Annotated in this window: 22 protein-coding genes and 2 tRNA genes; 16 read left to right on the top strand and 8 right to left on the bottom strand. The window is 47.3% G+C overall.

Annotated features, from left to right (window positions below):
* Positions 1-25: 25 nt before the first annotated feature.
* Entirely contained in the window at positions 26-766 is a 741-nt protein-coding gene (locus F752_RS0117850) for a 1-(5-phosphoribosyl)-5-[(5-phosphoribosylamino)methylideneamino]imidazole-4-carboxamide isomerase (RefSeq protein WP_040664840.1), read from the top strand.
* Between the two features lie 112 nt (positions 767-878).
* Here the strand turns inward: F752_RS0117850 and F752_RS0117845 are convergent, their stop codons facing one another.
* On the bottom strand, positions 879-1412 hold the full coding sequence (locus tag F752_RS0117845; RefSeq protein WP_017733114.1) for a GNAT family N-acetyltransferase: 534 nt from the start codon (positions 1410-1412) through the stop codon (positions 879-881).
* Between the two features lie 46 nt (positions 1413-1458).
* A complete protein-coding gene (locus F752_RS0117840) occupies positions 1459-1818 on the bottom strand; it encodes a hypothetical protein (protein WP_017733113.1) in 360 nt (119 codons plus the stop codon).
* Positions 1819-2006: 188 nt separating this feature from the next.
* Between F752_RS0117840 and F752_RS0117835 the strand changes: the two genes are divergently transcribed.
* Both F752_RS0117835 and F752_RS0117830 read left to right on the top strand, forming a co-directional pair.
* Entirely contained in the window at positions 2007-2351 is a 345-nt protein-coding gene (locus tag F752_RS0117835) for a tRNA-binding protein (RefSeq protein ID WP_017733112.1), read from the top strand.
* 99 nt (positions 2352-2450) lie between these two features.
* Positions 2451-4919, top strand: a complete 2469-nt coding sequence (locus tag F752_RS0117830) for a bifunctional UDP-N-acetylmuramoyl-tripeptide:D-alanyl-D-alanine ligase/alanine racemase (protein ID WP_017733111.1) — start codon at positions 2451-2453, stop codon at positions 4917-4919.
* An 18-nt stretch (positions 4920-4937) separates the two neighbouring features.
* Here the strand turns inward: F752_RS0117830 and F752_RS0117825 are convergent, their stop codons facing one another.
* Positions 4938-5129 (bottom strand): hypothetical protein, encoded by a 192-nt coding sequence (locus tag F752_RS0117825; RefSeq protein ID WP_017733110.1) that lies wholly within the window; start codon positions 5127-5129, stop codon positions 4938-4940.
* Between the two features lie 168 nt (positions 5130-5297).
* Between F752_RS0117825 and F752_RS0117820 the strand changes: the two genes are divergently transcribed.
* The 8 genes from F752_RS0117820 to F752_RS0117785 all read left to right on the top strand — a co-directional run bounded on the left by F752_RS0117820 (position 5298) and on the right by F752_RS0117785 (position 16585).
* On the top strand, positions 5298-5546 hold the full coding sequence (locus F752_RS0117820; protein ID WP_017733109.1) for a FeoA family protein: 249 nt from the start codon (positions 5298-5300) through the stop codon (positions 5544-5546).
* A gap of 5 nt (positions 5547-5551) precedes the next feature.
* Positions 5552-7642, top strand: coding sequence for a ferrous iron transport protein B (gene feoB / locus F752_RS0117815; RefSeq protein WP_017733108.1), 2091 nt, complete (start codon positions 5552-5554; stop codon positions 7640-7642).
* A gap of 184 nt (positions 7643-7826) precedes the next feature.
* Complete coding sequence (locus tag F752_RS0117810; protein WP_017733107.1) at positions 7827-8531, top strand: tRNA/rRNA methyltransferase; 705 nt, start codon at positions 7827-7829, stop codon at positions 8529-8531.
* A gap of 155 nt (positions 8532-8686) precedes the next feature.
* The gene (locus F752_RS0117805; protein ID WP_017733106.1) at positions 8687-10558 is read left to right on the top strand and encodes a MutS-related protein; all 1872 of its coding nucleotides are present in this window, start codon (positions 8687-8689) and stop codon (positions 10556-10558) included.
* Between the two features lie 48 nt (positions 10559-10606).
* A complete protein-coding gene (locus tag F752_RS0117800; RefSeq protein ID WP_017733105.1) occupies positions 10607-11758 on the top strand; it encodes a 5-(carboxyamino)imidazole ribonucleotide synthase in 1152 nt (383 codons plus the stop codon).
* Positions 11755-12297, top strand: coding sequence for a 5-(carboxyamino)imidazole ribonucleotide mutase (gene purE, locus F752_RS0117795; RefSeq protein WP_017733104.1), 543 nt, complete (start codon positions 11755-11757; stop codon positions 12295-12297). Before F752_RS0117800 ends, purE begins: the two co-directional genes overlap by 4 nt.
* 320 nt (positions 12298-12617) lie before the next feature.
* Positions 12618-14615: a cation:proton antiporter domain-containing protein gene (locus tag F752_RS0117790; RefSeq protein WP_017733103.1), complete on the top strand. Its 1998-nt coding sequence runs from the start codon at positions 12618-12620 to the stop codon at positions 14613-14615.
* A 524-nt stretch (positions 14616-15139) separates the two neighbouring features.
* Positions 15140-16585, top strand: coding sequence for a hypothetical protein (locus tag F752_RS0117785; RefSeq protein ID WP_017733102.1), 1446 nt, complete (start codon positions 15140-15142; stop codon positions 16583-16585).
* A 127-nt stretch (positions 16586-16712) separates the two neighbouring features.
* Here F752_RS0117785 and F752_RS0117780 read toward each other — a convergent pair whose 3' ends face one another.
* The 3 genes from F752_RS0117780 to F752_RS0117770 all read right to left on the bottom strand — a co-directional run bounded on the left by F752_RS0117780 (position 16713) and on the right by F752_RS0117770 (position 20455).
* A complete protein-coding gene (locus F752_RS0117780; RefSeq protein WP_017733101.1) occupies positions 16713-17132 on the bottom strand; it encodes a response regulator in 420 nt (139 codons plus the stop codon).
* A gap of 137 nt (positions 17133-17269) precedes the next feature.
* On the bottom strand, positions 17270-18817 hold the full coding sequence (amaB, locus tag F752_RS0117775) for an L-piperidine-6-carboxylate dehydrogenase (RefSeq protein WP_017733100.1): 1548 nt from the start codon (positions 18815-18817) through the stop codon (positions 17270-17272).
* Positions 18818-18946: 129 nt separating this feature from the next.
* A complete protein-coding gene (locus F752_RS0117770; RefSeq protein ID WP_017733099.1) occupies positions 18947-20455 on the bottom strand; it encodes a Do family serine endopeptidase in 1509 nt (502 codons plus the stop codon).
* Positions 20456-20825: 370 nt separating this feature from the next.
* On the opposite strand from F752_RS0117770, the gene F752_RS0117755 reads away from it, so the two are divergent.
* The 5 genes from F752_RS0117755 to F752_RS0117735 all read left to right on the top strand — a co-directional run bounded on the left by F752_RS0117755 (position 20826) and on the right by F752_RS0117735 (position 24965).
* Positions 20826-20899: transfer RNA gene (locus F752_RS0117755), tRNA-Asn, on the top strand.
* Between the two features lie 154 nt (positions 20900-21053).
* Positions 21054-21127: transfer RNA gene (locus F752_RS0117750), tRNA-Asn, on the top strand.
* 364 nt (positions 21128-21491) lie between these two features.
* The gene (locus F752_RS0117745) at positions 21492-22103 is read left to right on the top strand and encodes a hypothetical protein (protein WP_017733097.1); all 612 of its coding nucleotides are present in this window, start codon (positions 21492-21494) and stop codon (positions 22101-22103) included.
* Between the two features lie 180 nt (positions 22104-22283).
* Entirely contained in the window at positions 22284-23879 is a 1596-nt protein-coding gene (locus F752_RS0117740; protein WP_017733096.1) for an amidase family protein, read from the top strand.
* A 30-nt stretch (positions 23880-23909) separates the two neighbouring features.
* Complete coding sequence (locus F752_RS0117735) at positions 23910-24965, top strand: potassium channel family protein (protein ID WP_017733095.1); 1056 nt, start codon at positions 23910-23912, stop codon at positions 24963-24965.
* Here the strand turns inward: F752_RS0117735 and F752_RS24540 are convergent.
* Positions 24959-25294: an S-adenosylmethionine decarboxylase family protein gene (locus tag F752_RS24540; protein WP_017733094.1), complete on the bottom strand. Its 336-nt coding sequence runs from the start codon at positions 25292-25294 to the stop codon at positions 24959-24961. The genes F752_RS0117735 and F752_RS24540 overlap by 7 nt on opposite strands.
* A 1-nt stretch (position 25295) precedes the next feature.
* Complete coding sequence (locus F752_RS0117725) at positions 25296-26846, bottom strand: polyamine aminopropyltransferase (protein ID WP_017733093.1); 1551 nt, start codon at positions 26844-26846, stop codon at positions 25296-25298.
* Position 26847: the final 1 nt, after the last annotated feature.

Genomic DNA, 26847 nt, shown 5'->3' with positions numbered 1-26847 from the left:
TAGCCTTTTATAATATTTTTGTTTTATGATAAAAATCATTCCTTCTATATCTGTCATGAAGGGGAAAGTAATACGTGTACAAAAAGCCGACTTTACCCGCGTAACAGAATACGATGTTAATCCGCTCGAGGTAGCCAAAAAATTTGAAGATCATGGTATCGACCAGATCCATATGGTCGACCTGGAAGGAGCCCGCCAGGGGCACCCGGTCAACTATGGCGTGCTCGAAACCATTGCCGGCTATACCAATTTAAAAATTGACTTTTCGGGAGGCATCACTACTGATGGCGATATCAGCAAGGCCTATGAGTATGGCGCCAGCTATATTACCGCTGCCAGTATTGCCGTTGCGCGCCGGGAGCTTTTCGCATCCTGGCTACTCTCTTACGGCCGCGAAAAAATAACTTTGGGAGCCGATGCGCTGGACCGCAAAATTGCCATCCGGGGCTGGCAGAAAGATACTGATATTGATGTAATGGACCATATCGGGTACTTCTACGACCGCGGTCTTAAATATGTAAAAACCACGGATATTGCAAAAGACGGCGAAATGCAGGGACCTTCCTTTGACCTTTATAAAGACTTACTGAATAAATACCCCAGCCTTTGTGTATTGGCCAGTGGAGGGGTTAGTTCAGTTGACGATATTGAACAACTCAACGAACTGGGCATTTGGGCTGTAATCTTCAACAAAGCCTATTACGAAGGAAAGATTAAGCTAAAAGATATCGAGCGTTTTACCCAGCATTACTCGGAGCCAAAATAGAGATTAAGGAAAAAGAAAACAGCAGGGCATGTTTCGGAGCGGAACATGCTTTTTTTATATCAACAAATCTATAGTAGCCGGATAGCCTTCACGGACAATTTGCAAGCCCGGATTATTTTGATATTTCATAAAGGATACAACTCCTTAGCCTTTCATTATTCTGCAGCTTCGGGTGAAGGAATGTCCCAATCTTTTCCATACCTAATTTTTTCATCACCCGTTCCGACCTTTCATTTACGATCGGAGCCATGGAATACACTTTCTTGATTTTTAAGTGATGAAAAGCAAAATGCAAACAAGCTCTGGCAGCCTCAGTAGCATAGCCTTTATTCCACTCAATTTCTTTAAGCCTCCAGCCAATGTCGATACAAGGGGTGAACTCTGCTTCAAAATCCTGCTCAGATAAACCGGTAAAACCTATGAGTTCCTGATTCTCCAGTTTCTCTACGGCAAAGTAACAGAAGCCTCTCTCAGTATACTGAGATTGCATTCTCCTGAGAAAGTTATGGGTTTCCTGTTCAGTAAGGAGGCATGGAAAGAATTCCATCACTTCTTTATCAGTATTGATTTCGGATAAACTCTGGATATCGCTTTCTTTCCAGGTGCGAAAGCCTAATCGCGGTGATTTAAAGAGGTATTCATTCATTTCATTCTGGCGCCTACACCAGCGGTCCTGTTAGACCTTATACAGGCTAAAACAAATTCATCAGAATAGCCCTGGCACCACCATTGTAGTCTGGCGTTTCAAAGAATTCGGTAACACTGAACTTATAGAAGAGATAGTAAAGGAAATTAAAAGACATACTGCTTGACTTCCCTTTTTCTTTCGGCAGATTTACGTTCTTTTTGGGCGCAACAACAGCTTCTGTCGCTTTTTCCGGCAGTACAGTAGCTTGTTCCTGCTTCTTGTTCTGCAGATAGGCGCTATCAGGATCTGTAAGACTAATGGCCTTTTTTTCTCCCTGAGCACCCTTATGTCCGTTATTGGCCTCTGCTAACTGCACGGCCCCAAACAATAAAAATGAGAAGGTGAAGAGGTATAAAAGTTTCATAACCGTACGCGACTTAGTTTCCTGAATCTATTTTAGGTAAAAATACAAAAGGTTCCCGACTTTTCCGATCACCCTGTAATATTTACATGTTAATTATTGTTAAAGATTCACCAAATAATTTTGATGGTATTTTGTCCCAGCCCTAATGAATTCTTTAAATTGAGGCTCACCTACTTATTTTAAAATTTATGGATGACCAATTCATCAGCTGGGAAGATTTTTCTAAAGTAGATTTGCGGGCGGGTACTATTATAAGGGCAGAGCCATTTGAAAAAGCACGAAAGCCTGCTTACAAGCTGTGGGTGGATTTTGGGCTGGAGCTGGGTGTCCGAAAGACAAGCGCCCAAATCACGCATCACTACCAGCCGGAAGTTCTTATCGGCAGGCAGGTGCTGGCCGTGGTTAACTTTCCTCCTAAGCAAATTGCAGATTTTATGTCGGAAGTGCTGGTTACGGGTTTTGCCGATGCAGAAGGACACATTATATTAGCAGAACCGTCGGCCAAAGTGCCAAATGGAAGTAAGCTTCATTAACTGAACCCTACAGCCGGTTGAGTTAATAGCCCGGAAAATTTAAGAAGGCAGAAACTTTTAATTTATTCGTTAGCCAACAATCACCCTCTTTACAACTGCATGATTCATTTTGCCGAGCTGGAAACGATTACCCGTGGAAAACTGCTTTCTGCAGGTGCCAATGCGCCTGTTCAGTTTCTGCTAACGGATAGCCGAAAGCTTATCTATGCCAGTGGCGCTGTGTTTTTTGCCATAAAAGGCGAACGTCACGACGGTCACGCATTTGCTGGCGAAGCATATAAAAGGGGAATCCGCTACTTTGTAGTGGAAGAGGGCGCTGACTTCATACCTGAGCAGTTACCGGAAGCCGGTATACTAGAGGTAAAAAGTGCTGTACATGCTCTTCAGCAGATCGCTGCCCATCACCGGCGCCAGTTCTCTCTCCCGCTGATTGCCATTACCGGAAGTAACGGAAAAACTATTGTAAAAGAATGGCTGGCAAACCTGCTGAGCCAGCACGAGCAGGTAGTCAGGAGCCCGAAGAGCTACAACTCCCAAATAGGGGTTCCGCTTTCTGTATGGCAAATTGCTGCTCCGCACAGTCTTGGCATATTTGAGGCAGGCATTTCCACCACCGGCGAAATGCAGAAGCTGGCTGTTATCCTCCAGCCTCAAACGGGTATCTTTACCAACCTTGGCACTGCCCACAGCGAAGGCTTTGCCTCCCAACAGCAAAAGGCTAAAGAAAAGGCCCTGCTGTTTGCCAGCTGCCAAAAAATTATTTACTGCCAGGACTACCCGCTCATTCACCAGACCCTACAGGCGCTTTACCCACATAAGCAACTAATTGGCTGGAGCCGCACAGATAGCTCAGCGCCAGTGTTTGTTGTGGAGACTCCAACGGCCAGTGGTGTGCAGCTGCAACTTTCAGGCGCGGTAGAGGGTCGGTTCGAGATCCCCTTTAAAGAATCCGCCTCAATTGAAAACTGTCTACACTGCCTGGTTTGCTACCTGGCATTAGGTTATCCGGCCGAAAGTCTCCCGCTTGCGCTCCGAAACCTGCATCGCCTGGCCATGCGCCTGGAACTGAAGCAGGGCATCAACCACAGTTATTTAATCGACGATACCTACAATAATGATTTGGCCGGCCTGCAGGTAGCCCTCGACTTTATGCAGCAGCAAAAGCAACTGTCGAGCAAAACCGTCATTCTCTCCGACCTGCTCCAGACGGGCGTAGCCGATGCACAACTGTACCGGCAGGTGGCCCTGCTACTAAATAACCATGGTATCGACCACCTGATAGGCATTGGACCGGCCATCAGCAAAGCAAAAGAGGCTTTTTCAGATGTTTCAATGAGCTCCTTTTTTTCCAAAACCGAAGATTTTTTACAAAGCAGGCCGGAGAGCAGCATCCGCCACCAGCTGATACTGGTAAAAGGTGCCCGCCCTTTTGGCTTTGAAAGGATTGTGCAAAGGCTACAGCAGAAAATTCATGGAACGGTACTGGAAATTAACCTCGACGCCCTCACCCATAACCTTAACTACTACCGCTCCAAACTCAGGCCCGGCATTAAAATAATGGTAATGGTCAAGGCATTTGGCTATGGCAGCGGGAGCCATGAAATTGCACAGCTGCTACAATACCAGAAAGTAGATTACCTGGCCGTAGCTTATACAGATGAAGGGGTAGGTCTCCGGCAGGCAGGTATTGATGTACCCATAATGGTAATGAACCCTTCGCCGGAAAGCTTCGATAAGCTGGTGGAATACCGGCTGGAGCCGGAGGTATTTAGTTTATCCTTCCTGCAGGAACTGCTGCTCTGGCTAAAGGCCCAGGGGAAAAGCCTGCAGGCACACCTTAAGCTGGACACTGGTATGCACCGCCTTGGTCTTGAAGAGGAAGATTTGGCCGAAACCCGCCAGCTGTTGATTGACAACAGCCAATACCTGCAGCTAAGTGGCATTTTCAGCCATCTGGCAGGAGCGGATAGTCCTGATTTTAATGATTTTTCGCACGAGCAGGCACAGCTTTTTCAACAATTTACGGAGCAGGTTTGCCATGAATTACCGGGGCAGCCCCTCCGCCACCTGGTAAATTCGGCTGGCATCTTACGCTTTCCGGAGTACCATTTCGACATGGTTCGGCTGGGCATAGGTCTTTATGGTGCAGAAGTTAACCGGCAGGAACAGGAGGCCCTGCAGGCGGTAAGTACCTTAAAAACTACTATTTCACAAATCAAAAAGGTAAAGAAAGGGGAAAGTGTAGGCTACAGCCGCAGCGAACGGGCCATGAGAGACACTCTGCTAGCTACTATTGCCATAGGATATGCCGATGGCTACGATCGCCGTTTTAGTAATGGCACCGGTCAGGTACTCATCAAAAACCAGCTGGCTCCCATCATTGGCAGGGTATGTATGGATATGTGTATGGTAGATATTACCGGCATCGACGCAGAGGAAGGTGATGAAGTGATCATTTTCGGGCCGGAAAGGCCGATCACACTCCTTTCCGACAGCATCGGCACTATTCCATACGAGATCCTCACCAGCGTAGGCGAAAGAGTCAAGCGGGTGTTTTATACAGCCTAATTCCCTTAAGCTGGAGGCTTATCCTCCGCAGCCCAGGTTCTTCTTAAAGTTATCGGCATTTAATCCACCAAAACGCTTTTCCTCATCTTCTTCCTTTGGAGGCAGACCATGCTTCTTATGCGGCTGTTCCTGCTTTTGAGCTCCTTTTTGCTGTTCCTGCTGTTGTTGCTCTTTATTTTCGTCGGTATTTCTTTTGTCTGTATTTTCCATACCAGAATCTACGACCGTGCTCCGGAAAGGTTTATGGAAAGCGTGTAAGTTTTACAGCCTAAACAGTGAGAAGCTTTTGAACTACAGTCCACCGCCGGGTGTTTAGTAAATTGTATACGAAGATTTTGATAAGTAACATCTTTCGCTGACATTTGCAGCGCCAAAGAAATGAACATAGTGAAAGCAAGAGGAAAAGGAAGAAGCGTGGCAGACCTTGAATTAGGTGAAAAAGGAATTATAAAGCAGCTTCGCCAGAACCGCTGGACGATTAAGCTCCTTGAAATGGGCTGTTTGCCGGGAACAGAAGTTAGCCTGAGGTTTAAAACCACCTCTGGCGGGCCACTTTGTATAGATGTGTGTGGCCATAGCCTTTCCCTGCGGACGGAAGAAGCCCAGGCACTTTCGCTGGTAGAGTAAACTGTATGTCTGTAAAGTCAAACCCAAAAATTGCTCTTATTGGCAACCCTAATGCTGGTAAATCCTCTTTATTTAACCAGTTAACAGGCCTGAGCCAGAAAGTAGGAAACTTTCCTGGCGTTACAGTAGAGAAGCGTTCGGGCCACTGCAGGCTCGATGAGTTTATGACGGCCAAAATTATCGACCTGCCCGGTGCTTACAGCATTTATGCCCGTTGTAATGATGAAAAGGTTGCAGTCGATATACTGGGCCACCCCCGACACGAATATTTTCCCGACATTTTAGTTTTTATTGCCGATGCCTCTAACCTTAACCGGAGCCTGCTTCTTTTTACGCAGGTAAAAGATCTTGGAGTACCGGTAGTGCTGGCACTAAACATGCTCGACCTTGCCGAACAGGCAGGCATTGAAGTGGACATTGCAAAACTGCGCGATGCCCTGCAGGTACAGGTAGTTCCCATTAATGCCCGCACAGGCGAAGGTCTTGACGACCTGAAGACCCTCCTGGCCAACCCGGTAAAGAAACTGTGCAGCCCGCTCTACGATACGGAACCACTGGCAAAGAAGAGCATTGCTGAAGTAAAGGAGAAATTTGATATTCAAAACTCCTACCAGGCCTACCAGCTCCTGCAACAGGGAGAGGCCTCCACTGTTCTTTCGACTGAAGAAAAAGAGTGGCTACAGCAGCTTAAAAATAAAAGCCGTTTTAGAAGTGCTGACCTGCAGGCCAAGGAAACTTTAGGCCGTCACCGCTTAATTCATCAGCTGGTTCGTAGTGTAACCACTCAAAAGCAGACGGGCTTTCGCCTGCTGTTCGGCAAAATAGACCGCTGGCTCACCCACCCCTCCTGGGGTTATCTTTTTTTTGTGGCCCTGCTGTTTGTGCTGTTCCAGCTCGTTTTTGCAATTGGTCATTACCCCATGCTCCGGCTCGATGCGGTCTTTGCCTGGCTTACCTCTGCAGTTCACGACCTGCTACCAAACGGATTTATCAACAGCCTTTTAACGAGAGGCATTTTACCGGCCCTGGCAGGCGTTTTCGTGTTTATCCCACACCTGCTGGTGTTTTATACCTTTGTAGCCCTTTTGGAAGAATCGGGCTATATGTCGCGTGTAATTATGCTGATGGATAAGCTGATGCGCTTCTTTGGCCTTACCGGCCGAAGTGCCGTACCATTGCTCTCTAATGCCGCCTGCGGTGTGCCGGCCATCCTGGCTAGCCGCGAATGCTCCAGCTGGCGCGAAAAACTGAGCGGCATCTTTATCACCCCGCTTGTTAATTGCTCCAACCGCCTGCCGGTATATATTATTCTTATTGCCCTTTTTGTTCCTTACGAAAACTATTTAGGCATCATTAACCTGCAGGGCCTGGTGCTGCTGGGCATGTACTTCTTTAGCTTTATCGCCGCTGTTTTATCTTCCTGGATTCTTAAGCTGCTGGTTAAAACCCGGGAAGAAGATTACCTGATGATGGAGCTGCCTTATTTTACCAGCCCTTACTGGAAAGATATCTGGAAAATTGTAAAAGACAGCCTCTATGGCTTCAGCCTGCAGGCAGTCCGTACAGTTATCCCTGTATCTGTTATCTTCTGGGCCTTACTCAATTTCAGCCCCACGATGCAGGAAGAAGTGGCCCTGGTTCATAAGAGCGACTTTTCCTTCGCGCCTGCCCTGGAAGATTCACTCTTTTCGCCCGATGCAAGCTATGCCCGCCAGTTGGGCAGCTTTATTGAGCCGGTGGTTAGCCCATTAGGCTTTGACTGGCAGATTGGCCTGGCCATTCTAAGCTCTTTTGCCGCCCGCGAAGCTTTTATCGGCAGTATGGCCACTATTTACAGCCAGGAAACTAATTTTCCTACCCACAGCATTATCGAGCGTATCGAATCAAATGTTAATCCGCATACCGAAGAAGGCTCCTACGCACTGGCCACTGTCTTTTCCCTGCTGGTGTTCTATGCCTTTGCCATGCAGTTCTTTAATATGCTGGGCCGGCTGATGCGCAATGGAAGCAGCTGGTGGGCACCACTTCTGCAACTGGTGTTTATGACAGGCCTGGCCTATATTTCGGCCTATATTGTTTTTCAGGTGTTCTCCTAAAAGGAGATGGGAGACAAGGGACGATGGACATAGGATGTAAGAACCAGAAATCAGGATAGGATAGACTCATAAACCGCTGTTATTTGAGCACTTCGCACACAGAAAATCGCACAACCAGAACCAGGTACGAGGCACCAGTCACTAAACACTTATCCCTACTCCCAAAAATCTAAGCCCCAGCCCCATGCAGATCCATTTTATTTTAGTAGAGCCAGCTGTACCGGAAAATGTTGGTGCCAGTGCCCGCGCCATGAACACCATGGGTTTTCAGTCTCTACGGCTGGTTAACCCCTGCGACCACCTGAGCACAAAAGCACGCATGCTGGCACACGGCTCCAACCACATTCTTGAATCTGCCAAAGTGTATACTAATCTTGAAGAGGCGGCATCCGGAATGGACCTACTCATCGGCACCACAGCGAACCAGCAGCGCACTACCAAGCAGGATTATCATTCCAGCACCGAACTGGCAACCATCTTACAAAGAAAGGCAGGCGGGCTGCAGCACGTGGGTCTGGTATTTGGTCGGGAGGAATCGGGCCTAACCAATGAAGAACTGCTCCTTTGCGATATGGCGACCAGTATACCGCTGGCCGCGCCCTACCCTTCTGTAAACCTGGGGCAGGCGGTAATGATTTTTGCGTATGCACTCTCGCAACTGCAGTCTTCTGATAGCAATGAAAAAGCTGCCAGCACTACCGATGAGGCTTCTTATGGTGCCCTGAAGCAAAAAGTAGAACGACTGCTTACGCTCACCGAAATTGACCAGAACCCCACAAAGGCGAACCGACTGCTGGAGCGGATGGCACTGATTGGGCAAACAGACCTCAACCTCCTTCATACGCTTAGCTCCGCTTTGCTGGAGAAACTAGAAAAACCACGGCAATAAAAACCTTTTTTCCGATCCCGACCTTATTTCATTTCTTCCGGTAGATTATAGATTTCCTTTTGGGGATTTCTGTTCTGGCTCCATTCTTCCGGAATATATAGCTTAGTTTAAAGGCATTTTGCTTATTTTTGGCCCGCTGAATAGCCCTGATACCTATGCAAACCAAGCCATCCGAAATTTTTAAGGAACAGGAAACAAGATTTACCGGCGAAGCCCAGCAACTCGACAAAAAGTACCGGCAGCTATCGCTTTTCCGAATCCTTTCCTTTGCCATCGCCCTTGTGCTCCTTTTTTACCTGGCCAACGAGCGTCTCGACTGGGCCGTGGTGGCATTGGTGGTCCTCTTCCCTCCCTTTTTCTTCTGGCTGATTATTCGCCATAAAAAAATAAAATTTGCCCGCGACATGAGCCGGCTGCAGGCCACTATCAATACCGAAGAGCTCCTCCGCCTGCAAAATAAGCTGAAAGAATTTCCGGATGGGTACCAGTACTTCAAGCCCCTTCACTCTTATCATCTCGACCTCGATATATTCGGCCCCCACTCTCTTTTTCAGCTCATTAACCGAACGGCGAGCCTCAGTGGCGAAAAACTGCTGGCCCGCTGGCTGAGCAAGGCCGCTCCCATAGAAGCCATAAAAGCAAGACAGGAAGCTGTACAGGAGTTGAGCCCAAAGCTTAGCTGGCGACAAACCTTCGAAGCAGCCGGCAGGCACTTTAAGGAGCCCGACAGCAACACGCTTCCGCTCCTGGAGTGGCTTAAGACACCACAGAAGGTTCGCAATAATACCTTTTATCGGGTCGCCTTCTATATTTTCCCAACCATCAGCATTTTGCTCCTCCTGGGTTTTATTTTCTTCGACCTGAATATTTATTTCTTCATCGGCTCTTTTGTACTTAATTTCCTCATAGTTAGCCGCATAATGCCCATAGCCAGTGAAACCCAGCAGGCGACTACTCACAGCGTAAAGGTACTAAAGGGGTATCAGGCCATGATAAAGCAGGTGGAAGACTCCACCTTTTCGGCCCCGCTTCTGCAGCAGCTGCAAAAAACGTTCAGGCATGAAGGAAGCAGCGCATCGGCCAAAATAAAGGAGCTCTCGCAAATACTCGATGGACTCGATGCCCGCACCAACCAGCTGTACTTCCTTCTCAATGGCATTTTTATGCTTGACATTTACTGGATGGTAAGAGCAGAGCGCTGGAAAGAAGAAATGCAGTCGGATATTGGCACCTGGTTCGCGGCCATCAGCGAACTTGATGTGCTTAACAGCATAGCAGGCTTTAGTTATGCCCAGCCACAATACAGCTTTCCGGAGCTACAGGAAGGGCCTCAATATCTGGATATTAAAGACCTGGGCCATCCGCTCCTCCCTGCCGAAAACAGGGTAACCAACGATTTTAAGATGGAGGGCGCAGGAGAAGTAATTCTAATCACCGGCTCTAACATGGCAGGAAAAAGTACTTTTCTGCGGACGGTAGGCGTCAATATCGTGCTGGCTCTAATGGGGGCCCCTGCCTGTGCCTCTCACATGCGGCTTAGTCCTATGCAGGTGTTTACCTCCATGCGAAGCACCGATTCGCTCGAAGAAAGCGTTTCTTCCTTCTATGCGGAATTGCAGCGTCTGCGCCAGCTCCTTAAGCTGGTAAATGCCGAAACTGCACAGCAACAACTTACAGAAGATATGCCCGATACAGCCCACGACCAGCTGTCAACACCCGATGTAGCCGATGAGCTTCCTGTTCTGTTTATGCTGGACGAAGTGCTGAAAGGCACCAACTCGGAAGACCGCCACCGTGGAGCCGAAGCCCTTATTAAGCAGCTGAGCCGCCTGGGTGCCTCCGGCTTTGTCTCTACCCACGACCTTAACCTGGGCCAGATGGCCGAGCATGGAGGCCTTCGCAACTTCAGCTTTAACAGCGACGTGGTAGGCGATAGTATTCGCTTCCGCTATAAGCTGGAACCCGGCATCTGTAAAAGTTTTAATGCCAGCAAACTGATGCAAAAAATGGGCATTGATATACAGTAAGGTACTGATGGGGAAATAAAAAATCTCAATACTCACTACTCAAGACTCATGACTAATCAAAAAGAGCAGTTCAACCAGAATATTCAGTTAGGTGTACTTGGCGGCGGACAGCTGGGGCGTATGCTCATCCAGTCAGCCATTAATTTCAATCTCGACATCCATATCCTCGATCCGGATGCTGAGGCTCCCTGTAAAGACATTGCCACCCACTTCAGCCAGGGTTCTCTTACTGATTATGATACCGTATACCGCTGGGGCCAAAAGCTCGATCTTATTACCATAGAAATTGAGAATGTAAATGTGGAGGCCCTGAAGGCGCTTCAGAAAGAAGGTAAAAAAGTATATCCTCAACCGGAGGTGATTGAGCTTATACAGGACAAGCGAAGCCAGAAGCAGTTTTACCAGGGAAATAATATCCCTACCTCCCCTTTTGTCCTGGTGGAAAATAAAGCCGACGTACAAAAGCACCTCGACTTCCTGCCAGCCATGAACAAGCTGGGCCGCGAAGGTTACGATGGCCGGGGTGTACAAAAGATTGCTTCAGCTGTCGATATCGACAAAGCATTTGATAAGCCGGGACTGCTGGAAAAGTTTGTTGACTTTGAGAAGGAGATCTCGGTGATTGTGGCCCGCAATGCGCAGGGAGAAACGAAGAGCTTTCCGGTAGTGGAGCTGGTATTCCATCCCGTTCAAAACCTGGTGGAGTACCTCTTCGCCCCTGCCTCCATTAGCGAAGCTATTGCCCGAAAAGCAGAATCTATCGCACAGGCAGTAATAGAAAAGCTGGACATGGTAGGCCTGCTGGCCGTAGAAATGTTTGTGACCAAAGAAGGAGAAGTGCTGGTAAATGAAGTAGCGCCCCGCACCCACAATAGCGGCCACCAAACGATTGAAGCCAATATTACTTCGCAGTTCGAGCAGCACCTGCGCGCTATCCTCAACCTGCCGCTGGGCGCTACGGATGCGAAAATACCCTCCGCCATGGTAAACCTGCTGGGTGAAGATGGCTATACCGGTATTGCCCGCTACCAGGGCATGGACGAGGTACTGGCAATTTCCGGCGTGGCGGTACACCTGTACGGCAAAAAGCTGACCAAGCCTTTCCGTAAAATGGGGCATATTACCATAGTGGACACTGAGCAGGAACGCTTAAAAGAAAAAGCAAAACAGGTAAAAGAACTTTTAAAAGTAATTGCATGAGCAAAGCACAGCAAGCAAAAGTAGGCATTATTATGGGCAGCCAGAGCGATATGCCTGTAATGATGGAGGCCGCCGAAGCCCTGGAGGAGTTAGGCGTGAGCTTCGAAATTACCATTGTTTCGGCCCACCGCACCCCCCACCGGATGTTCAAATATGCTGAAGAAGCAAGGGATAGGGGTCTGCAGGTAATTATTGCCGGTGCCGGCGGAGCGGCCCACCTGCCGGGAATGGTCGCCAGCCTCACCACACTGCCTGTCATTGGCGTGCCGGTAAAGAGCAGCAATTCCATCGATGGCTGGGATTCTATCCTGAGTATTTTACAAATGCCAGGCGGTGTGCCAGTGGCAACCGTTGCCCTTAATGGTGCTAAAAATGCCGGCATACTCGCCGCCCAGATTGTTGGGGCTACGGATAATGAGGTTGCCAAGAAGCTGGATGCCTTTAAGGTAAAGCTACGCGAGAAGGTAGAAGATTCTATCGAGAAAGTGGAGAAAATGGGGTACAAAGCGGGTCCAATAGGCTTTAGTTCTAAACGGTAAACAAGGTAGCTGCACCTTACCCTCACCGGCCAGCTTCATTTGAGGCGGGCGCGCAGTGGCAGCAGTTACTTTCCATGACTGAATGGCGCCTGCTCAAAACTTTCAGTGCTCGGTCAAACAAAAAAGCTGTAGCTCCATTAAGCAGGTAAACTGCCGGTGGAGCTACAGCTTTTTATAATTAAGCGCTTACTCCCTACTGCTGCTTTTATGGATGAGTCCTGTTGAAGCACAAGGCCAATGGCCAAAGCAGCTGCCAGTAGTGTCTTTATTTTTGTATCTTCAGTTTCTTTTTAAACGGTTTAAAAGCCTTAGTCTTTTTTATGGAGATTCCTTTATTAACTGATATTGTCATTATCCTTGGCCTGTCTGTAATCGTTATCCTGATTTTTCAACGATTTAAGATTCCAACCATCCTGGGCTTCCTCATTACCGGCTTTATCAGTGGTCCTTATGGTTTAAGTCTGGTGGAGGCTTCTCATGAGGTGGAAATTCTGGCAGAAATAGGAGTTATTCTTCTCCTCTTTATCATTGGGCTGGAGTTTTCACTAAAAAGCCTTTCGGCTATTAAAAAAGCTGTTTTTATTGGAGGCAGTTTACAGGTAGGGCTTACTATTCTGACCGTCGCTTTCCTGGCCGGGCAGTTAGGCTTTGCCTGGGGGCAGGCCATATTCCTGGGCTTTCTCTTCTCCCTGAGTAGTACCGCCATTGTCCTTAAAATTCTGCAGGAGAAAGGAGAAATCAGCACTCCACACGGTAAAATGATTGTGGCCGTTCTTATTTTCCAGGACATTATTGTGGTGCCCATGATGCTCTTTACGCCGCTCATTGCCGGGCAATCGGACAATGTGTTATGGGAGCTGCTGGTGCTGGCAGTTAAAGGGGTGTTCGTCATTATTTTTGTGCTCCTGAGCGCCCGTCTTGTCGTACCGAAGCTGCTGTACTGGGTGGCGAAAAGCCGAAAACCCGAGCTTTTTATTCTTACCATTGTGGTAATATGCTTTGCCGTTGCCTGGCTTTCTTCCTCCCTTGGCCTCTCCCTTGCCTTAGGGGCCTTCCTGGCAGGTTTAATTATCAGCGAGTCGGAGTACAGCCACCAGGCGACCAGTAACATCCTGCCCTTCCGCGAAATATTTACCAGCTTCTTTTTTGTCTCCATTGGCATGCTGCTCGACATGCAGTTCCTGTTTGAGCACTTCCTGGTAGTACTGGGACTCACGGCACTTACCTTCCTGGGAAAAGGGCTCATTGCTTCCTTTGCTGCCCTCGTACTGAGGTATCCGCTGCGTACGGTTATTCTGGTAGGCTTGTCCATCTTTCAGGTAGGAGAATTTGCCTTTATTCTTTCCAAAACCGGCCTTGAAAGCGGCCTGCTTGAGGACACCATCTACCAGTACTTCCTCTCCGTTTCCCTCATGACCATGGCCATTACACCCTTTGTGATTATGTTTGCTCACCACATTGTGGGCTATTTAAGCAAAACCAATGTATATGAAAGGATTAGCGGCCTTAGCTATAAAGGGGAGAAAAAACCCGATGCCCCGGAACTACACGAAGAGCTGGATGACCATATTGTGATCATTGGCTATGGCATCAATGGCCGTAATGTTTCGCTGGCGGCTAAAAATGCCGGCATCCCCTACCTCATTCTGGAGCTAAACCCGGATACGGTAAAAACAGAACGCAAAAAAGGAGAGCCCATCCTCTATGGCGATGCCGTGGAAGGCCCGGTCCTGAACCATGTGTACATTCATAAGGCGCGGGTGGTGGTTATTGCCATCTCGGACCCTACGGCCACCAAACGAATTATTGCCAATGTAAGACAGCTAAGCCCGAGAGTTCACATTATTGTGCGCACCCGCTTTGTACTGGAAATGGAGGAGAACTACCGGCTGGGTGCCGATGAAGTAATTCCGGAAGAGTTTGAAACCTCCATTGAAATATTTACAAGGGTGCTGACCAAATACCTGGTACCGCAGGACGAGATTGAAGCCTTTACCCGCAGCATCCGGGCAGGCAAATACGAAATGCTCCGGAGCCCTTCCTACTCCTCCAACATGGTCCGCAGCCTGGAAGCTTCGCTCCCCGACCTCAACGTAGCTACCTTAAAAGTACAATATGGTGGATCCTCCATTGTTGATGTTCCCCTGGAAGAGGCCCAGATTCGTAGCCGCTACGGCGTAAACCTTATTGCTATTAACCGAAACCGGGAGCTGCTTATGAATATTACCGGCGATACCCGCATTCAGCCCGATGATATTTTATACGTAATTGGCCGTCCGGAAGACCTGGCAACCTTTAACCAGAAAATAAAGCTGTAGGCAGGTGGTTTAGCTGAAGGCAGAATCTGCAAGCAAAAAAGTAGTGGTTATGATAAAGCTAAATTAAACCAAACCTACCCTGCTTGGGCCTACGGCAGGAGGCAGCTACTTTTTTATACTCGCAGCCAGTAATACCTGCTCCTCATACCCACAGATCCTTATAGCACATTTAAGCTGCTCTTTTAAAAAGGCAGCCTGATGAGTTCAACAGCCTCCGCTTACGGTAACCGGCATTTATTTTAGTAGACTAAATACATATTTTACTCAGAAATAAACAAAATCCAGTCTTTTCCTGAGTGTTCCGTCATTTACCTTATTACCTGATTTTGTATTTTTTTTCATCTTCTAAAAGATTTTTCTACTATTTCACCTGTTTACTAAATGATTTTTATTAATATTAAGAGATGATGCATGTGTAATCGGTTTTTATTGCATTTGTACCTATCACTAAATACTTTCTTTATTTTATTTAATAGTCACTGCTTTTTAAAAAGCATCTAAACTAAAATAGCACTACCTCATTTATGGCTAAGCTCAAGAACATTATAAAACAGCTATCCGAAGGGGATTATGAAAAAATTCATTCTTCACTCATGGAAAGCAGTGCTGAAAAATCAGCCTACCTGCTTAAGGCCATGCGGGAGAAGCATTTTTCAGACAACAAAATCATGGATGAGCTGGATGTAAACACCAATGCTTACTATACACTCCGCTCCCGACTGAACCAGAAGATTGAGGAATACCTTCTCCAGCAAATGGAGAACCCACGGACAGATATCCTGAAGAAGGTTGCCAACATCAATGAAGTAATCTTTACCAAAAAGAAAGCCATTGCGGTTGCTACCCTTAAGAAGCTCGAAAAGGAACTCCAGGATTATGACCTGGCCAATGAACTAACTGTTGTTTATAAAACGCTTAAAAAGCTCCACATCCATACCCCGGAGCACTTTAACTACTCGCAGCTCTATAACCAGCACGTGGCCTATATGCTGGCCGTAGATAAAGCCGAAGACCTGCTCGCCACCTACTTTAAAAAGTACGGAGAATACACCCTCACCGGTGGCGAAACAGAAAAACTGGAACTTACCCTTTTAAGCAACGAGATGCAGAATGTGTGCAAGCTCTACGACTCGCACCGACTGTATGTATACCAGAGCTGCCTGAGTGTGTTCCACCGCCTCTTCGTAATGCGCGATGAGACAATGGAACAGGAGCTGGAGCCGATTGAAGATGTGCTCGACCGCATGCAAACCATCTTCGAGATGTACCAGCTCGACACCATTTACTTCCACCTGCGGCTGGTATATGAATACCTGCGACTGGAGTATTATAACTACTATAAGGTATTTCGCAAGGCCGAGACTTATTTCGAGGAAATTAATGAGTCGGCCGCTAACCTGATGTCGAATTACAGCCTGTACACTTATCCGCCACAGTTCCTGCTAACCAAGATCGAACGCCACCTGCGGGCACAGGAAGCAGGACAGATGTACCAGGAAAATGAGGCTTTGTTCCAGGATTTTGATATTGACAAGGACGACCTGCCTAAGTATATTTCTTATGTATTGTACCGCTCCCTGAGCTGTTATTATGCAGAAAAATACGATGAGGCTGCCCGCTGGATCAATAACCTGCTGAATGAGCTCAGCCTCAAAAAGTACCCGTATGCCCAGCTGGAAATTAAAACTATTCTGGCCCTGCAGTACTGCCTGCAAAGCGATTATGATTTGTTCAACCAGCTCATCAACAGTATTCAGCGCCAGATTCGCCTGCTCGGAAAAGACAATTGCGAACATGTGCTGATATTTACGAAGATCATGAAGATCTCTATCAGCGAAAGTAAGCGTCATAAGTACGAGAAGATTAACCAGCTGGCTGATAAGTTTAAGGCCATCGATCCTCCTTACTTTGCACCCACTAAATATGTAAAGTTTGACGAAACACTACTACAAAAGCTGGCCGACCTGTAAGCCGGCAATCTAAAAAAGTACGGACATAAAAAGAGGCTGTTGAAAATTCATTCAACAGCCTCTTTTTTTTCGCCAGCCCCTAAGCCTTTTGCCAAAGTAGCCGAAGCGATAAGCCGGTTACACTAAATCAGACATTCAGCTTCTTCAGGTTTTCCTGTGTAAGTGGCTTATTGATATACTTTTTCACATAATCATATTTCTTGGAGCGGTTTACGTCCTGCGGGTTAATGGAAGAGGTAAGCATAATAATCCGGCACTTCTTTTTAGTCATGTCGGAAAGCTTATCAAACTCATCCAAAAACTGAAAACCATCCATCAGGGGCATATCAATATCCAGAAAGATAAGTTCCGGCAGAATACTTTCACCTGCACTATTGAGCTTTTCAATATTCTTCAAAAATTCAATGGCACTTTTGGCCCCTGTATGGGTAAATATTTTATCTGTAAGATTACTCGCTTCTATCATCTTATGATTAATGAGGTTATCAATCTCATTATCATCAATTAACATGACGGCATTATATTGCACTTGTTGTTTCTCTGCCATTTCCTGATAAATGGTTTATTTTTGTAAAAAATGTAAGATAGCCTAAGGTAGGCAAATTAAGCTATCTTACTTAAGTTAATAGTACAATAAATATAGCAGCAATAAAAAAATTTTACAAGAAAATTTATTTGCTGCCTTTAAATATTAAACTTTATTCCCTGGGCCAGTGGCAGGTCTTCGCCATAGTTAATAGTATTCGTCTGCCGGCGCATATAAACCTTCCAGGCATCTGAACCAGACTCTCTGCCTCCACCGGTTTCTTTTTCACCCCCGAACGCTCCGCCTATCTCAGCACCTGAAGTACCGATGTTAACATTGGCAATGCCACAGTCCGAACCGGCATGAGAAAGAAACAGTTCCGACTCGCGGAGGTTGTTTGTCATGATGGCCGAAGATAAGCCCTGCGGTACACCATTCTGAATGGCAATAGCCTCATTAATATCGGAGTATTTTAATAAGTATAAAACCGGAGCAAATGTTTCCTGCTGCACTACCTCAAAATGTTTTTCCACTTCATACACGGCAGGCTTTACATAACAACCCGACTCATAACCGGCACCTTCCAGTGCTCCGCCTTCCACCAGCACCTTTCCCCCTTCTTTTTCTACCTTCTGCAGGGTATTTTTATACATTTCCACCGCTTCCTTGTCGATGAGCGGTCCTACATGGTTCGATGGGTCGAGCGGATTACCGATGCTCAACTGCTTATAAGCATCTTTCAGCTTTTGCTTTACGGTATCGTAGATATCTTCGTGAATGATGAGGCGACGGGTAGAGGTACAACGCTGCCCTGCCGTACCTACGGCACCAAATACGGCACCAATAATAGCCAGCTTCAGGTCTGCATCTTTCGAAATAATCATGGCATTGTTACCTCCCAGCTCCAGCAGCGCTTTGCCGAGGCGGGCACCTACGGCAGCCCCTACTTTTTTACCCATACGGGTAGAGCCAGTGGCCGACACCAAAGGAACACGCTTGTCGTTCGACATCAGCTCACCAATACGGTAATCGCCCATTACCACACAGCTTACGCCTTCAGGTACTTCATTTTTACGGAACACTTCTTCCAGAATGTGCTGACAGGCAAGAGCCGTTAAAGGTGTTTTTTCAGACGGCTTCCAGATGGTGGTATCTCCACACACCCAGGCAAGGGCGGTATTCCAGCTCCAAACGGCAACCGGAAAGTTGAAGGCAGAAATAATACCGACAACGCCCAGCGGATGGTACTGCTCATACATACGGTGCTTGCTGCGCTCGGAGTGCATGGTAAGCCCGTGCAGCTGGCGCGACAGACCTACGGCAAAATCGCATATATCAATCATCTCCTGCACTTCGCCCAAACCTTCCTGGTAAGACTTACCCATTTCGTAGGACACCAGCTGACCGAGAGGTTCCTTGAACTTCCGAAGGGCCTCTGAATACTGCCGAACCACTTCGCCACGACGGGGAGCCGGCCATAAACGCCACTCCTGAAAAGCTTCCTGCGCTTTTTCAATAAGCTTGTTGTAGTCTGCTTCAGTGGCCAGGTATACCTTGGCAATTTCCTTTCCATCGACAGGCGAAAAAGAAGTCTTTACTTCTCCTTCACGGCCAAACCAGTTACTTCCGGTCGAAGCTGCTGCATTGGTTTCTTTAATGTTAAAGGTGCTGAAGATTTGCTGAAGATTAAAATTTGATTGAGCCATAAAAAATTATCAATTGTTCATTCTGTTTGTAAACCTAAAGATAAAGGAATCGGAAGAAATAACTTAATTTAAGCATAAAAAAAGGCACCCCAGCGGAGTGCCTTCTTTTACTATTGTTCTTCAAGTGGCTTACCAGGGCATACCATAGTAAACTTTTTCACCATTCGGGCTGATACCTTCTACAAGAGTACCCTCCCCACGCTTATTTTTAAGGATATAAAGTAGTTCTTCGGTGCTGGTTACTTTTTTATTATCGATGGCAGTAATGATGAAGCCTTCTGCTACACCTGCCTCAGCCCATTTTCCATTCCCAATCCTTTCCACTACTACACCACCTTCAATACCTAACTGGCGGCTTTCTTCAGGCGAAAGGTTAGCAAGAAGAGCACCGCTCAGCTCAAGCTGACCTTCACTTTTGGCAACTACCGCTGTGGTGCCCATGCTGTTCTTAAGGGTAGCCATTACACTGCTCAGCTCACCATTACGGTAAAACGTAACCTTTACCTTATCGCCGGGACGGTTCAGCGCAATGCTTTCCTGCAGTTGCGCTACTGTTCGAGTAGGGTGCTCATTTACCTCTACAATAACGTCGCCTTTTTCAATACCTGCCTCTGCGGCTGCACTTCCTGCGTTTACATCCGCCACATATACACCTTTGTTTACTTCAAGGCCTTCGGCTTTAGCCAGCTCTGCATTTACATTACCGATTCTTACCCCAAGGAGCGCACGCTGTACAGTTCCATACTCCTTAATATCCTCCACAATTTTAGAAACAAGCGATACCGGTACTGCAAAGCTATAGCCGGAATAAGAGCCTGTTGGAGAAGCGATGGCAGTATTCACACCAATCAGTTCACCCTTGAGGTTCACCAGTGCACCACCACTGTTACCTGGGTTAACGGCTGCATCGGTCTGGATAAAAGATTCGATACCGGTACCTGCTTCGTTAGCCAGTATCCCTATGCTACGGCTTTTGGCACTTACAATACCGGCAGTAACGGTAGAGTTAAGGTCGTAAGGGTTTCCAACCGCAAGCACCCACTCTCCAATTTTAATTTTGTCTGAATCTCCGTAAGATAAGAAAGGCAGGTTTTCCTCCTCAATTTTAAGAACGGCAATATCGGTAGTCGGGTCAGTACCTACCAGCTCGGCAGTATATTTACGGTTATCGCTCAGCACTACTTCAATGGTGCTGGCATTGTCAATTACGTGGTTATTGGTTACGATATAACCATCCTCAGAAACGATGACCCCTGAACCACTGGAGCCGCGCGGAACACCTGGGTGACCTTTTGGAATTTGCTGACCGGGATTGCCGAACAGATCAGGAAACATATCCTGGAAAGGATGCTGCTGCATTGGCCGTCCCTTTGCGGTAGCAGTATTACCACTGTAGGTAGAGCGGATGTGTACTACTGCGGGAGTGGCTAATTCTGCAGCATATACAAAATTTAAGCCTTCTGGCACTGTAAACTCAGAAGGGTCGATATAAGAGGAGAATCTGACATTCTGGCGGTCATTTAGCGGATTTAACTGCTGAGAACCATTATTGCGGGTCAGGTAAAAACCTGCTACAGCCACCAGTCCACCAATAAGGGCGGCCAGAATAATGCCGAAATAGAAGTGTTTTTTACTCATGTGCTTAAGATATTAAAATTCTAAATATTTTTTCGTTGCTTTCCTGATGTGTATCAAAAACCATACACTTAACGCTATAATTCCTGACTCCTTTTGTGTTTTAACATTATTTAACAAAAAAGCACTGTAAACTGCCGGCCTTTTCATTGCTGGCTGTTTTTGCCTGCCTCCCTCAAAAGAGCTTCACTATTTAAGGATGAACAAGAGATCTCTACCGGCTCATTTGCTGAATTTTTATCTTAAATCTGCTGCTACTTCGCCTGTTTTTAAAGGAGAACTGACTGCCACAATTTTTTCAAAAAAAGGCCCTCCTCAGTTGGAGAAAAGAAAATAAGCTGCTATAATTGCATTCCCGTTTGGCGGGTAAAATTCCTCAGTAGCTCAGCTGGTTAGAGCATCTGACTGTTAATCAGAGGGTCGTTGGTTCGAGCCCAACCTGAGGAGCTTAAATGAATGCTTGATTTAAATGCACTCCAGTTAGTCTGCAAAACTGGCTAAAGACCCAGGCTGCTCATCAGAGGGTCGTTGGCGGCAGCCGCGCGGTCCGAGCCCAATCTGAGAAGCTTAATGAAACGTTCATAATTTATTGCCAGCATTTTCCTCAGTAGCTCAGCTGGTTAGAGCATCTGACTGTTAATCAGAGGGTCGTTGGTTCGAGCCCAACCTGAGGAGCTTAAGCCTGATACAATCGTGTCAGGCTTTTTTTGTTCCTGGAGAAGTAGTCGCTTCTGTGCAGCTGGTTAGAGCATCTGACTGTTAATCAAAGGGTCGTTGCGGGGCCGCCCGTGCGGTTCGAGCCCTACCTGAGGAGCAAAGCCTGATAGTCCTATCAGGCTTTTTTGTTTTACACCAGCTGCCGCAGTCCCTTCTACATATTTCCCCTTTTAGCTGTAGTACTTTTAGCTACTTTTTTCTAATATTAAGTTAAACCTTCACAAGAGAGGTAGTTAACCTTTGCCGGTTGTGAGAAACATCAGGAGAAAAAGTATTCTACAGACTCTATAACCTGTAAAAGGATAATAAAACCAGCTAGTTTATGACCAAGCACGATCTTAATCTGGGCCGCACAGAATTCGGCGACCCTGCAAATACAGGCAATACGATGAGCAGGGAAGAAGCCCTTGCCCTTCTCGACGACTGGGTGAAAAATGACCGGCTGCAACTGCACATGAAGCAGGTGGGCCACCTGATGCAGTCCTGGGCCCGCGAAAAAGCCGGACTCAATGAGCAGGAACAGCATAAATGGTTCCTTGCCGGGCTGCTGCACGATGCCGACTGGGATCAGTGGCCGGAAGAACATTGCGCCCGCATTATAAATGAACTTGAAAACCGGAAGATAGATCCTTCCATCATCCGGGCCATTGCCTCCCACGGACCTAAATATTTTGGCGTGGAACCGGTTAGTGATATGGATAAAATGCTGTATGCCTTTGATGAGCTGTCCGGCCTCACCCATGCCTACTCCCTTATGCGGCCAGAAGGATACAATGGCATGGAAGTAAAAGGTGTAAAAAAACGGCTGAAAGATAAAGCCTTTGCCGCCCAGGTATCGCGCGAAGATATTAAGGATGCGTATGAGCGGGCGAATGTGCCTTTGGAAGAGCTAATTCAGTTCATTATTCAACACCAGCCACAGGCAGCTCAATAAGCAGGTTATGAAAATAAACATAACAGCTCAGTAAATTTCCGTAGCGTCAGAGGTTTGCCTCTGACCAGAAAGAAGTATTTAAAGAACTCTGCTGTATAAAATTCGGCAATATTGGGCCGCTGAGTTTCCCCAAATAAAACTTACTTTCGCTCTTAATTTCATCTTTTTACCACATTAAGTATGCTTTTTAGAATCCTGCCGGCTTTCAGCTCCATTCTTTTCTTCTTTTTATTTAATAGCTGCAATCCGGCTGCTAACACCGAAGCTGTCGAAGAACCCTTTGAGTTAGAGGAGGCTACCATAGCTGAAATCCACCAGGCTTTTGCAGCAGGAAATTGCAGTTGCGAGCAGCTGGTAAAGGCTTACCTGGAGCGAATAGAAACCTATGACCAGCCCACAAAGCTAAATGCCATTGTGCTTACCAATCCCGATGCACTGGAAAGAGCACGCCAACTCGATGAAGAGTATGCCCGCACAGGCCAGCTGAGAAAGCTACACTGCATCCCCCTGATAGTAAAAGACAACTACCAGACCGAAGGCTTACAGACTACCGCAGGCTCACTGGCGCTGAAAGGCTTCGAACCCGATGAAGATGCTTACCAGATAAAAGAACTGAAAGAAGCCGGAGCCATTGTACTGGCTAAATCCAATATGGCTGAATGGGCCTTCAGCCCTATGGTAAGCATCAGCTCCATTGCAGGAGAAACGCTGAACCCCTACAATTTAGAACATGTACCTGCCGGTTCCAGCGGAGGCACCGCCGCTGCTGTGGCAGCAAACTTCGGCACCCTGGGTCTTGGTACCGACACGGGTAACTCCATCCGGGGCCCATCTTCACATACTGCACTGGTAGGCTTTCGCTCCACACTTGGCCTCACCAGCCGGCACGGCATTGTTCCGCTCTACCTGCGCAATGATGTTGGCGGACCAATGGCGCGTACCGTAGAAGATGCCACCAAAGTGCTCGAAGTAATTGCCGGCTATGATCCGGCCGATCCCCTTACTAAATACAGCCAGGGCAAAGTGCCGGAGAACTACACCCGATTCCTGGACAAAGACGCCCTTAAAGGTGCACGGATTGGCGTGCTGAGAACCCTGAGCGAAGATAACCCCCACCCGAAGGTTAAAGCACTTTTTGAACAGGCCATTGCCGATTTAAGAAGCCTCGGAGCCATTGTGGTAGATTCTGTTGAAATCCATAACTTCGACAGTCTGAGCCGGAACCAGTGGTGCGATGTTTTTAAACACGACATCAACGAGTACCTTGCCACTTTAGGAGAAGAGGTGCCTGTTAAAAATTTAGAAGAAATTGTCGCCTCAGGAAAATACGCTCCCTACATAGAAGAGAACCTGAAATACTTTCTGGAAGCCAAGGACCAGACACCTACCGACAGCAGCATTCACGAATGCTCCGATGCCTTTACTGACCCACGCAGGATTGCCTTTAGAAATGCGGTAAGGGAGGCCATGGACAGACATCAGCTGGGCGCACTCATTTACCCCAGCTGGAATCACCCGCCTGCTAAAGTAGGAGATTTCGAAGGCTACAAAGGAGACAACAGCCAGCTCATTGCCCCACATACCGGGCAGCCTGCTTTCACCGTTCCCATGGGCTACACCGATGGGAGCCTGCCTGCCGGTCTTCAGTTCCTCGGCCGGATGTTCGACGAACCTACGCTCATTGGCTACACCTATGCTTACGAGCAGGGCACTCAGCACCGAAAGCCACCACGGCAGTTCTCCGAAAGCGCTGCTCCTGCAAAAGAAGACAGGTAATTTTAATTAGTTTTTGTATTTTGCCACCACATGAAAATTAAAAGACCTTACCTACTCCTGGCTGCCTCCCTGCTTGTAGTAGTGGTATGCAACCTTTTACTGGTGTATTTTGAAGCTCCTCATCCGGACAGCTCCATCAATACCCTCAGCAATGCCTTCTGGTATATGTTTGTTACGCTTACCACGGTTGGCTATGGCGATATGTTCCCGATAACCACAGGCGGAAAAATGATTGGCTACATCTATATTTTTGCCAGCCTCGGGGTTTTAGGCTTTCTGTTCAGTACCATCTCAAATAAAATTTACACGATGATAGAAAATAAAAAAATGGGCTTCCATGGCACTGACTTTAAAGACCATATTTTATTCGTCGGCTGGAACGATTTTAGCCGCCTGGTGGCCGATGAAGTGTACCATAGCCATAAGAAAATTGCCATTGTTACCAATAAAAAAGATGATATAGACCTCATCTATACCCAGTACAGCAAAGAGCAGGTTTTTGTGCTGTACAATGAGTTTAGCAACTTCGAAGCACTGGAAAAGGTCAATGCCAATAAGGCCACCACCCTCTTTATCAGCTTTGAGGATGATTCTGAAGCACTGCTGTATGTCATCAACTTTAAGAAGTATTACCCAAAGCCGGAGATTGTAGTAAACCTGCAAAAGTTACAACTCAAAGAGACATTTAAGGCTGCGGGGGTTACCTATGTGATTACTAAAAATGAAATTGCTTCTAAGTTAGTCGCAAGCTACATTTTTGAGCCGGATGTAGCCGACATGAACCTGGACCTGCTGAGCTCCTCCCGCTCGGAAGAGGACTTTGACATTCAGCAATATTGGGTAGCCCCCAGAAACCCTTTTGTGAATAAAGACACCGAGGATGTCTTTCATGAGCTGAAATCGGACTACAACAGCATACTGCTGGGAATAAGTAAAATGAAGGGCGGAAAAAGAATCATGGTTAAGAACCCGCCCGCCGGAACAGTTATTGATGAGGGGGATTACCTGATACTGATGAGCAATGGCAAGGCCAAGGCTGACTTACGCAGGATTTTCACGGCTGGCGAGGGCCGCATTTTTCAGTAAACGTCTTTTGATGAAGCTGCCGGATGGCTGAAACGGCTCTCCAGGAGGGACTGAAACTGCTCATTCTTTTTCGCATTGCAGCTGCTGAGCTCAATATAGCACAGCCCCTTTTCGGGAAAAGTATGAATAGCGAGGTGGCTTTCGCCCAGCAGCCAGAGGCAGGTATAGCCATGCGGACTGAAATAGTGCTCGGTAAAATTCAATACCTGAAACTGGCACCGCTCCAGGTACTCCGCCATCAGCGCTTTAAGGGTAGCGGGATCGGTTTCCTGCACCCAACTTTTAAAGTTGTCGATCAGTCCCTGATTTCCCGTTGCAGAATAGTCCATGTTAATAAAGGTCCCAGTTACCGTTTAAATAATAGCGATACAAAACAGGATCGTTTACTTTGTTTACCCGCACGCTATCTGTACCAATTGAATAGATATCTTTTCCAAAAGAGGTTATCAGCGACATGGCCTCATGGTTAATCCAGCGGGTTTCCACATCCTTAAACTCCAGGTTTACCAGGCTTTTCTTGATGCGCTCCCGCGAAGCTACCTCTTCTTTCATGCCTAAAATCCAGCCCCACTCGCCCAGTGTTACTACCTGGTTATGCAGCGGAACCGTGGAGAACCCTGCCGCCTGTACGGTAAGGTCGATACACCTGAAAGCCCTGGTGGCAAAATAAGGGCTGCCGGCCTGGGTAACCATCACCCCGTTTTTCTTCAGCCTCCTGTGTACCATCCGGTAAAATTCTTCGCTATATAGCCTTGCCAGTTCGGCATTATTCGGGTCGGGGAAATCAAGAATTATCACATCGTAATAAGCAGAATCCTGCTGGAGAAAGATAAAGCCGTCGGCATTAATAATCTCCACCTTTGGATTGAGGAGTGCGCCCTGGTTCAGTTCTTTAAGCACCGGATGGTTCATTCCTAAATCAGTCATCAGCGGGTCAAGGTCCACCAGCTTCACTTCTTCTACCGAAGAGTACTTTAAAATTTCCCGAACGGCACAACCATCTCCGCCGCCCAGTACCAGCACTCTCTTTGCCTGTTGCTGCAGCTTCATGGCAGGGTGCACCAGTGGCTCGTGGTACATGGCTTCGTCCAGTGTACTCAGCTGCTGATTGCCGTTGATAAACAGCCAGTAATCGTCCTGCCACTGGGTTATTACCACTTTCTGATATTTGCTCTGGGCAGAAAAAATGATTTTATCTTTGTAGCGCCGCTGTTCTCCATAGAGCACAATGGGCTGAGCCAGCAAAACACCCGCCAGTAAAAAGGCTGCAACTGCGCCTAACATTCCTCCATAGCGGAGGCGCACCCTTGGCACTACGCTTTTCCATACCAGCCCTACCATAGCCACGGTTACACTAAAATTGATAGCAGCCAGTACAAAGGGTGTATAGGTGAGGCCTAAGTAAGGCAGCCCTACAAAGGCAAAGAATACACCTCCCAGCAAACTGCCATAGTAGTCCTTCTCCAGTATGGAAGAGACATTCACTTTTAACACCTCAAACTCATCGTTGAGGCGAATAACCAGCGGAATCTCCATACCAATCAGCAGCCCGATAAGGATGCTCATGGCATAGATAATCAGGCCGACATACATGGTGTAGGCCGCTGCGGTAAAAGCCAGAAGAGAACAGATAGAGACAAAAATGGTAAGCAGCAGCTCAATAATGATAAACTTCTCCAGCAGGTTTTCTTCAAAATATTTCGACAGGCGGCTGCCAAAGCCCATGGAAAAGAGCATGGTGGAGATAATCAGCGCCCACTGAACGGTGGAGTCGCCAATAAAATAAGAGGCCAGGGTAGATAATACATACTCGGCCACCACCCCTGAGAGGCCTGTTGCAAAAAGGGCGGCTTTTAAAACAAATGAACTGACATTCTTCAAT

The organism is Nafulsella turpanensis ZLM-10, assembly GCF_000346615.1.
Classification (GTDB): domain Bacteria; phylum Bacteroidota; class Bacteroidia; order Cytophagales; family Cyclobacteriaceae; genus Nafulsella; species Nafulsella turpanensis.
Note: the sequence above shows the minus strand (reverse complement) of the source record. Positions and strands in the feature narration are given on the sequence as shown.

Coding starts and splice junctions, on each gene's coding strand:
- F752_RS0117850 (WP_040664840.1), top strand. CDS start 26: ATGATAAAAATCATTCCTTCTATATCTGTCATGAAGGGGAAAGTAATA.
- F752_RS0117845 (WP_017733114.1), bottom strand. CDS start 1,412: ATGAATGAATACCTCTTTAAATCACCGCGATTAGGCTTTCGCACCTGG.
- F752_RS0117840 (WP_017733113.1), bottom strand. CDS start 1,818: ATGAAACTTTTATACCTCTTCACCTTCTCATTTTTATTGTTTGGGGCC.
- F752_RS0117835 (WP_017733112.1), top strand. CDS start 2,007: ATGGATGACCAATTCATCAGCTGGGAAGATTTTTCTAAAGTAGATTTG.
- F752_RS0117830 (WP_017733111.1), top strand. CDS start 2,451: ATGATTCATTTTGCCGAGCTGGAAACGATTACCCGTGGAAAACTGCTT.
- F752_RS0117825 (WP_017733110.1), bottom strand. CDS start 5,129: ATGGAAAATACAGACAAAAGAAATACCGACGAAAATAAAGAGCAACAA.
- F752_RS0117820 (WP_017733109.1), top strand. CDS start 5,298: ATGAACATAGTGAAAGCAAGAGGAAAAGGAAGAAGCGTGGCAGACCTT.
- feoB (WP_017733108.1), top strand. CDS start 5,552: ATGTCTGTAAAGTCAAACCCAAAAATTGCTCTTATTGGCAACCCTAAT.
- F752_RS0117810 (WP_017733107.1), top strand. CDS start 7,827: ATGCAGATCCATTTTATTTTAGTAGAGCCAGCTGTACCGGAAAATGTT.
- F752_RS0117805 (WP_017733106.1), top strand. CDS start 8,687: ATGCAAACCAAGCCATCCGAAATTTTTAAGGAACAGGAAACAAGATTT.
- F752_RS0117800 (WP_017733105.1), top strand. CDS start 10,607: ATGACTAATCAAAAAGAGCAGTTCAACCAGAATATTCAGTTAGGTGTA.
- purE (WP_017733104.1), top strand. CDS start 11,755: ATGAGCAAAGCACAGCAAGCAAAAGTAGGCATTATTATGGGCAGCCAG.
- F752_RS0117790 (WP_017733103.1), top strand. CDS start 12,618: ATGGAGATTCCTTTATTAACTGATATTGTCATTATCCTTGGCCTGTCT.
- F752_RS0117785 (WP_017733102.1), top strand. CDS start 15,140: ATGGCTAAGCTCAAGAACATTATAAAACAGCTATCCGAAGGGGATTAT.
- F752_RS0117780 (WP_017733101.1), bottom strand. CDS start 17,132: ATGGCAGAGAAACAACAAGTGCAATATAATGCCGTCATGTTAATTGAT.
- amaB (WP_017733100.1), bottom strand. CDS start 18,817: ATGGCTCAATCAAATTTTAATCTTCAGCAAATCTTCAGCACCTTTAAC.
- F752_RS0117770 (WP_017733099.1), bottom strand. CDS start 20,455: ATGAGTAAAAAACACTTCTATTTCGGCATTATTCTGGCCGCCCTTATT.
- F752_RS0117745 (WP_017733097.1), top strand. CDS start 21,492: ATGACCAAGCACGATCTTAATCTGGGCCGCACAGAATTCGGCGACCCT.
- F752_RS0117740 (WP_017733096.1), top strand. CDS start 22,284: ATGCTTTTTAGAATCCTGCCGGCTTTCAGCTCCATTCTTTTCTTCTTT.
- F752_RS0117735 (WP_017733095.1), top strand. CDS start 23,910: ATGAAAATTAAAAGACCTTACCTACTCCTGGCTGCCTCCCTGCTTGTA.
- F752_RS24540 (WP_017733094.1), bottom strand. CDS start 25,294: ATGGACTATTCTGCAACGGGAAATCAGGGACTGATCGACAACTTTAAA.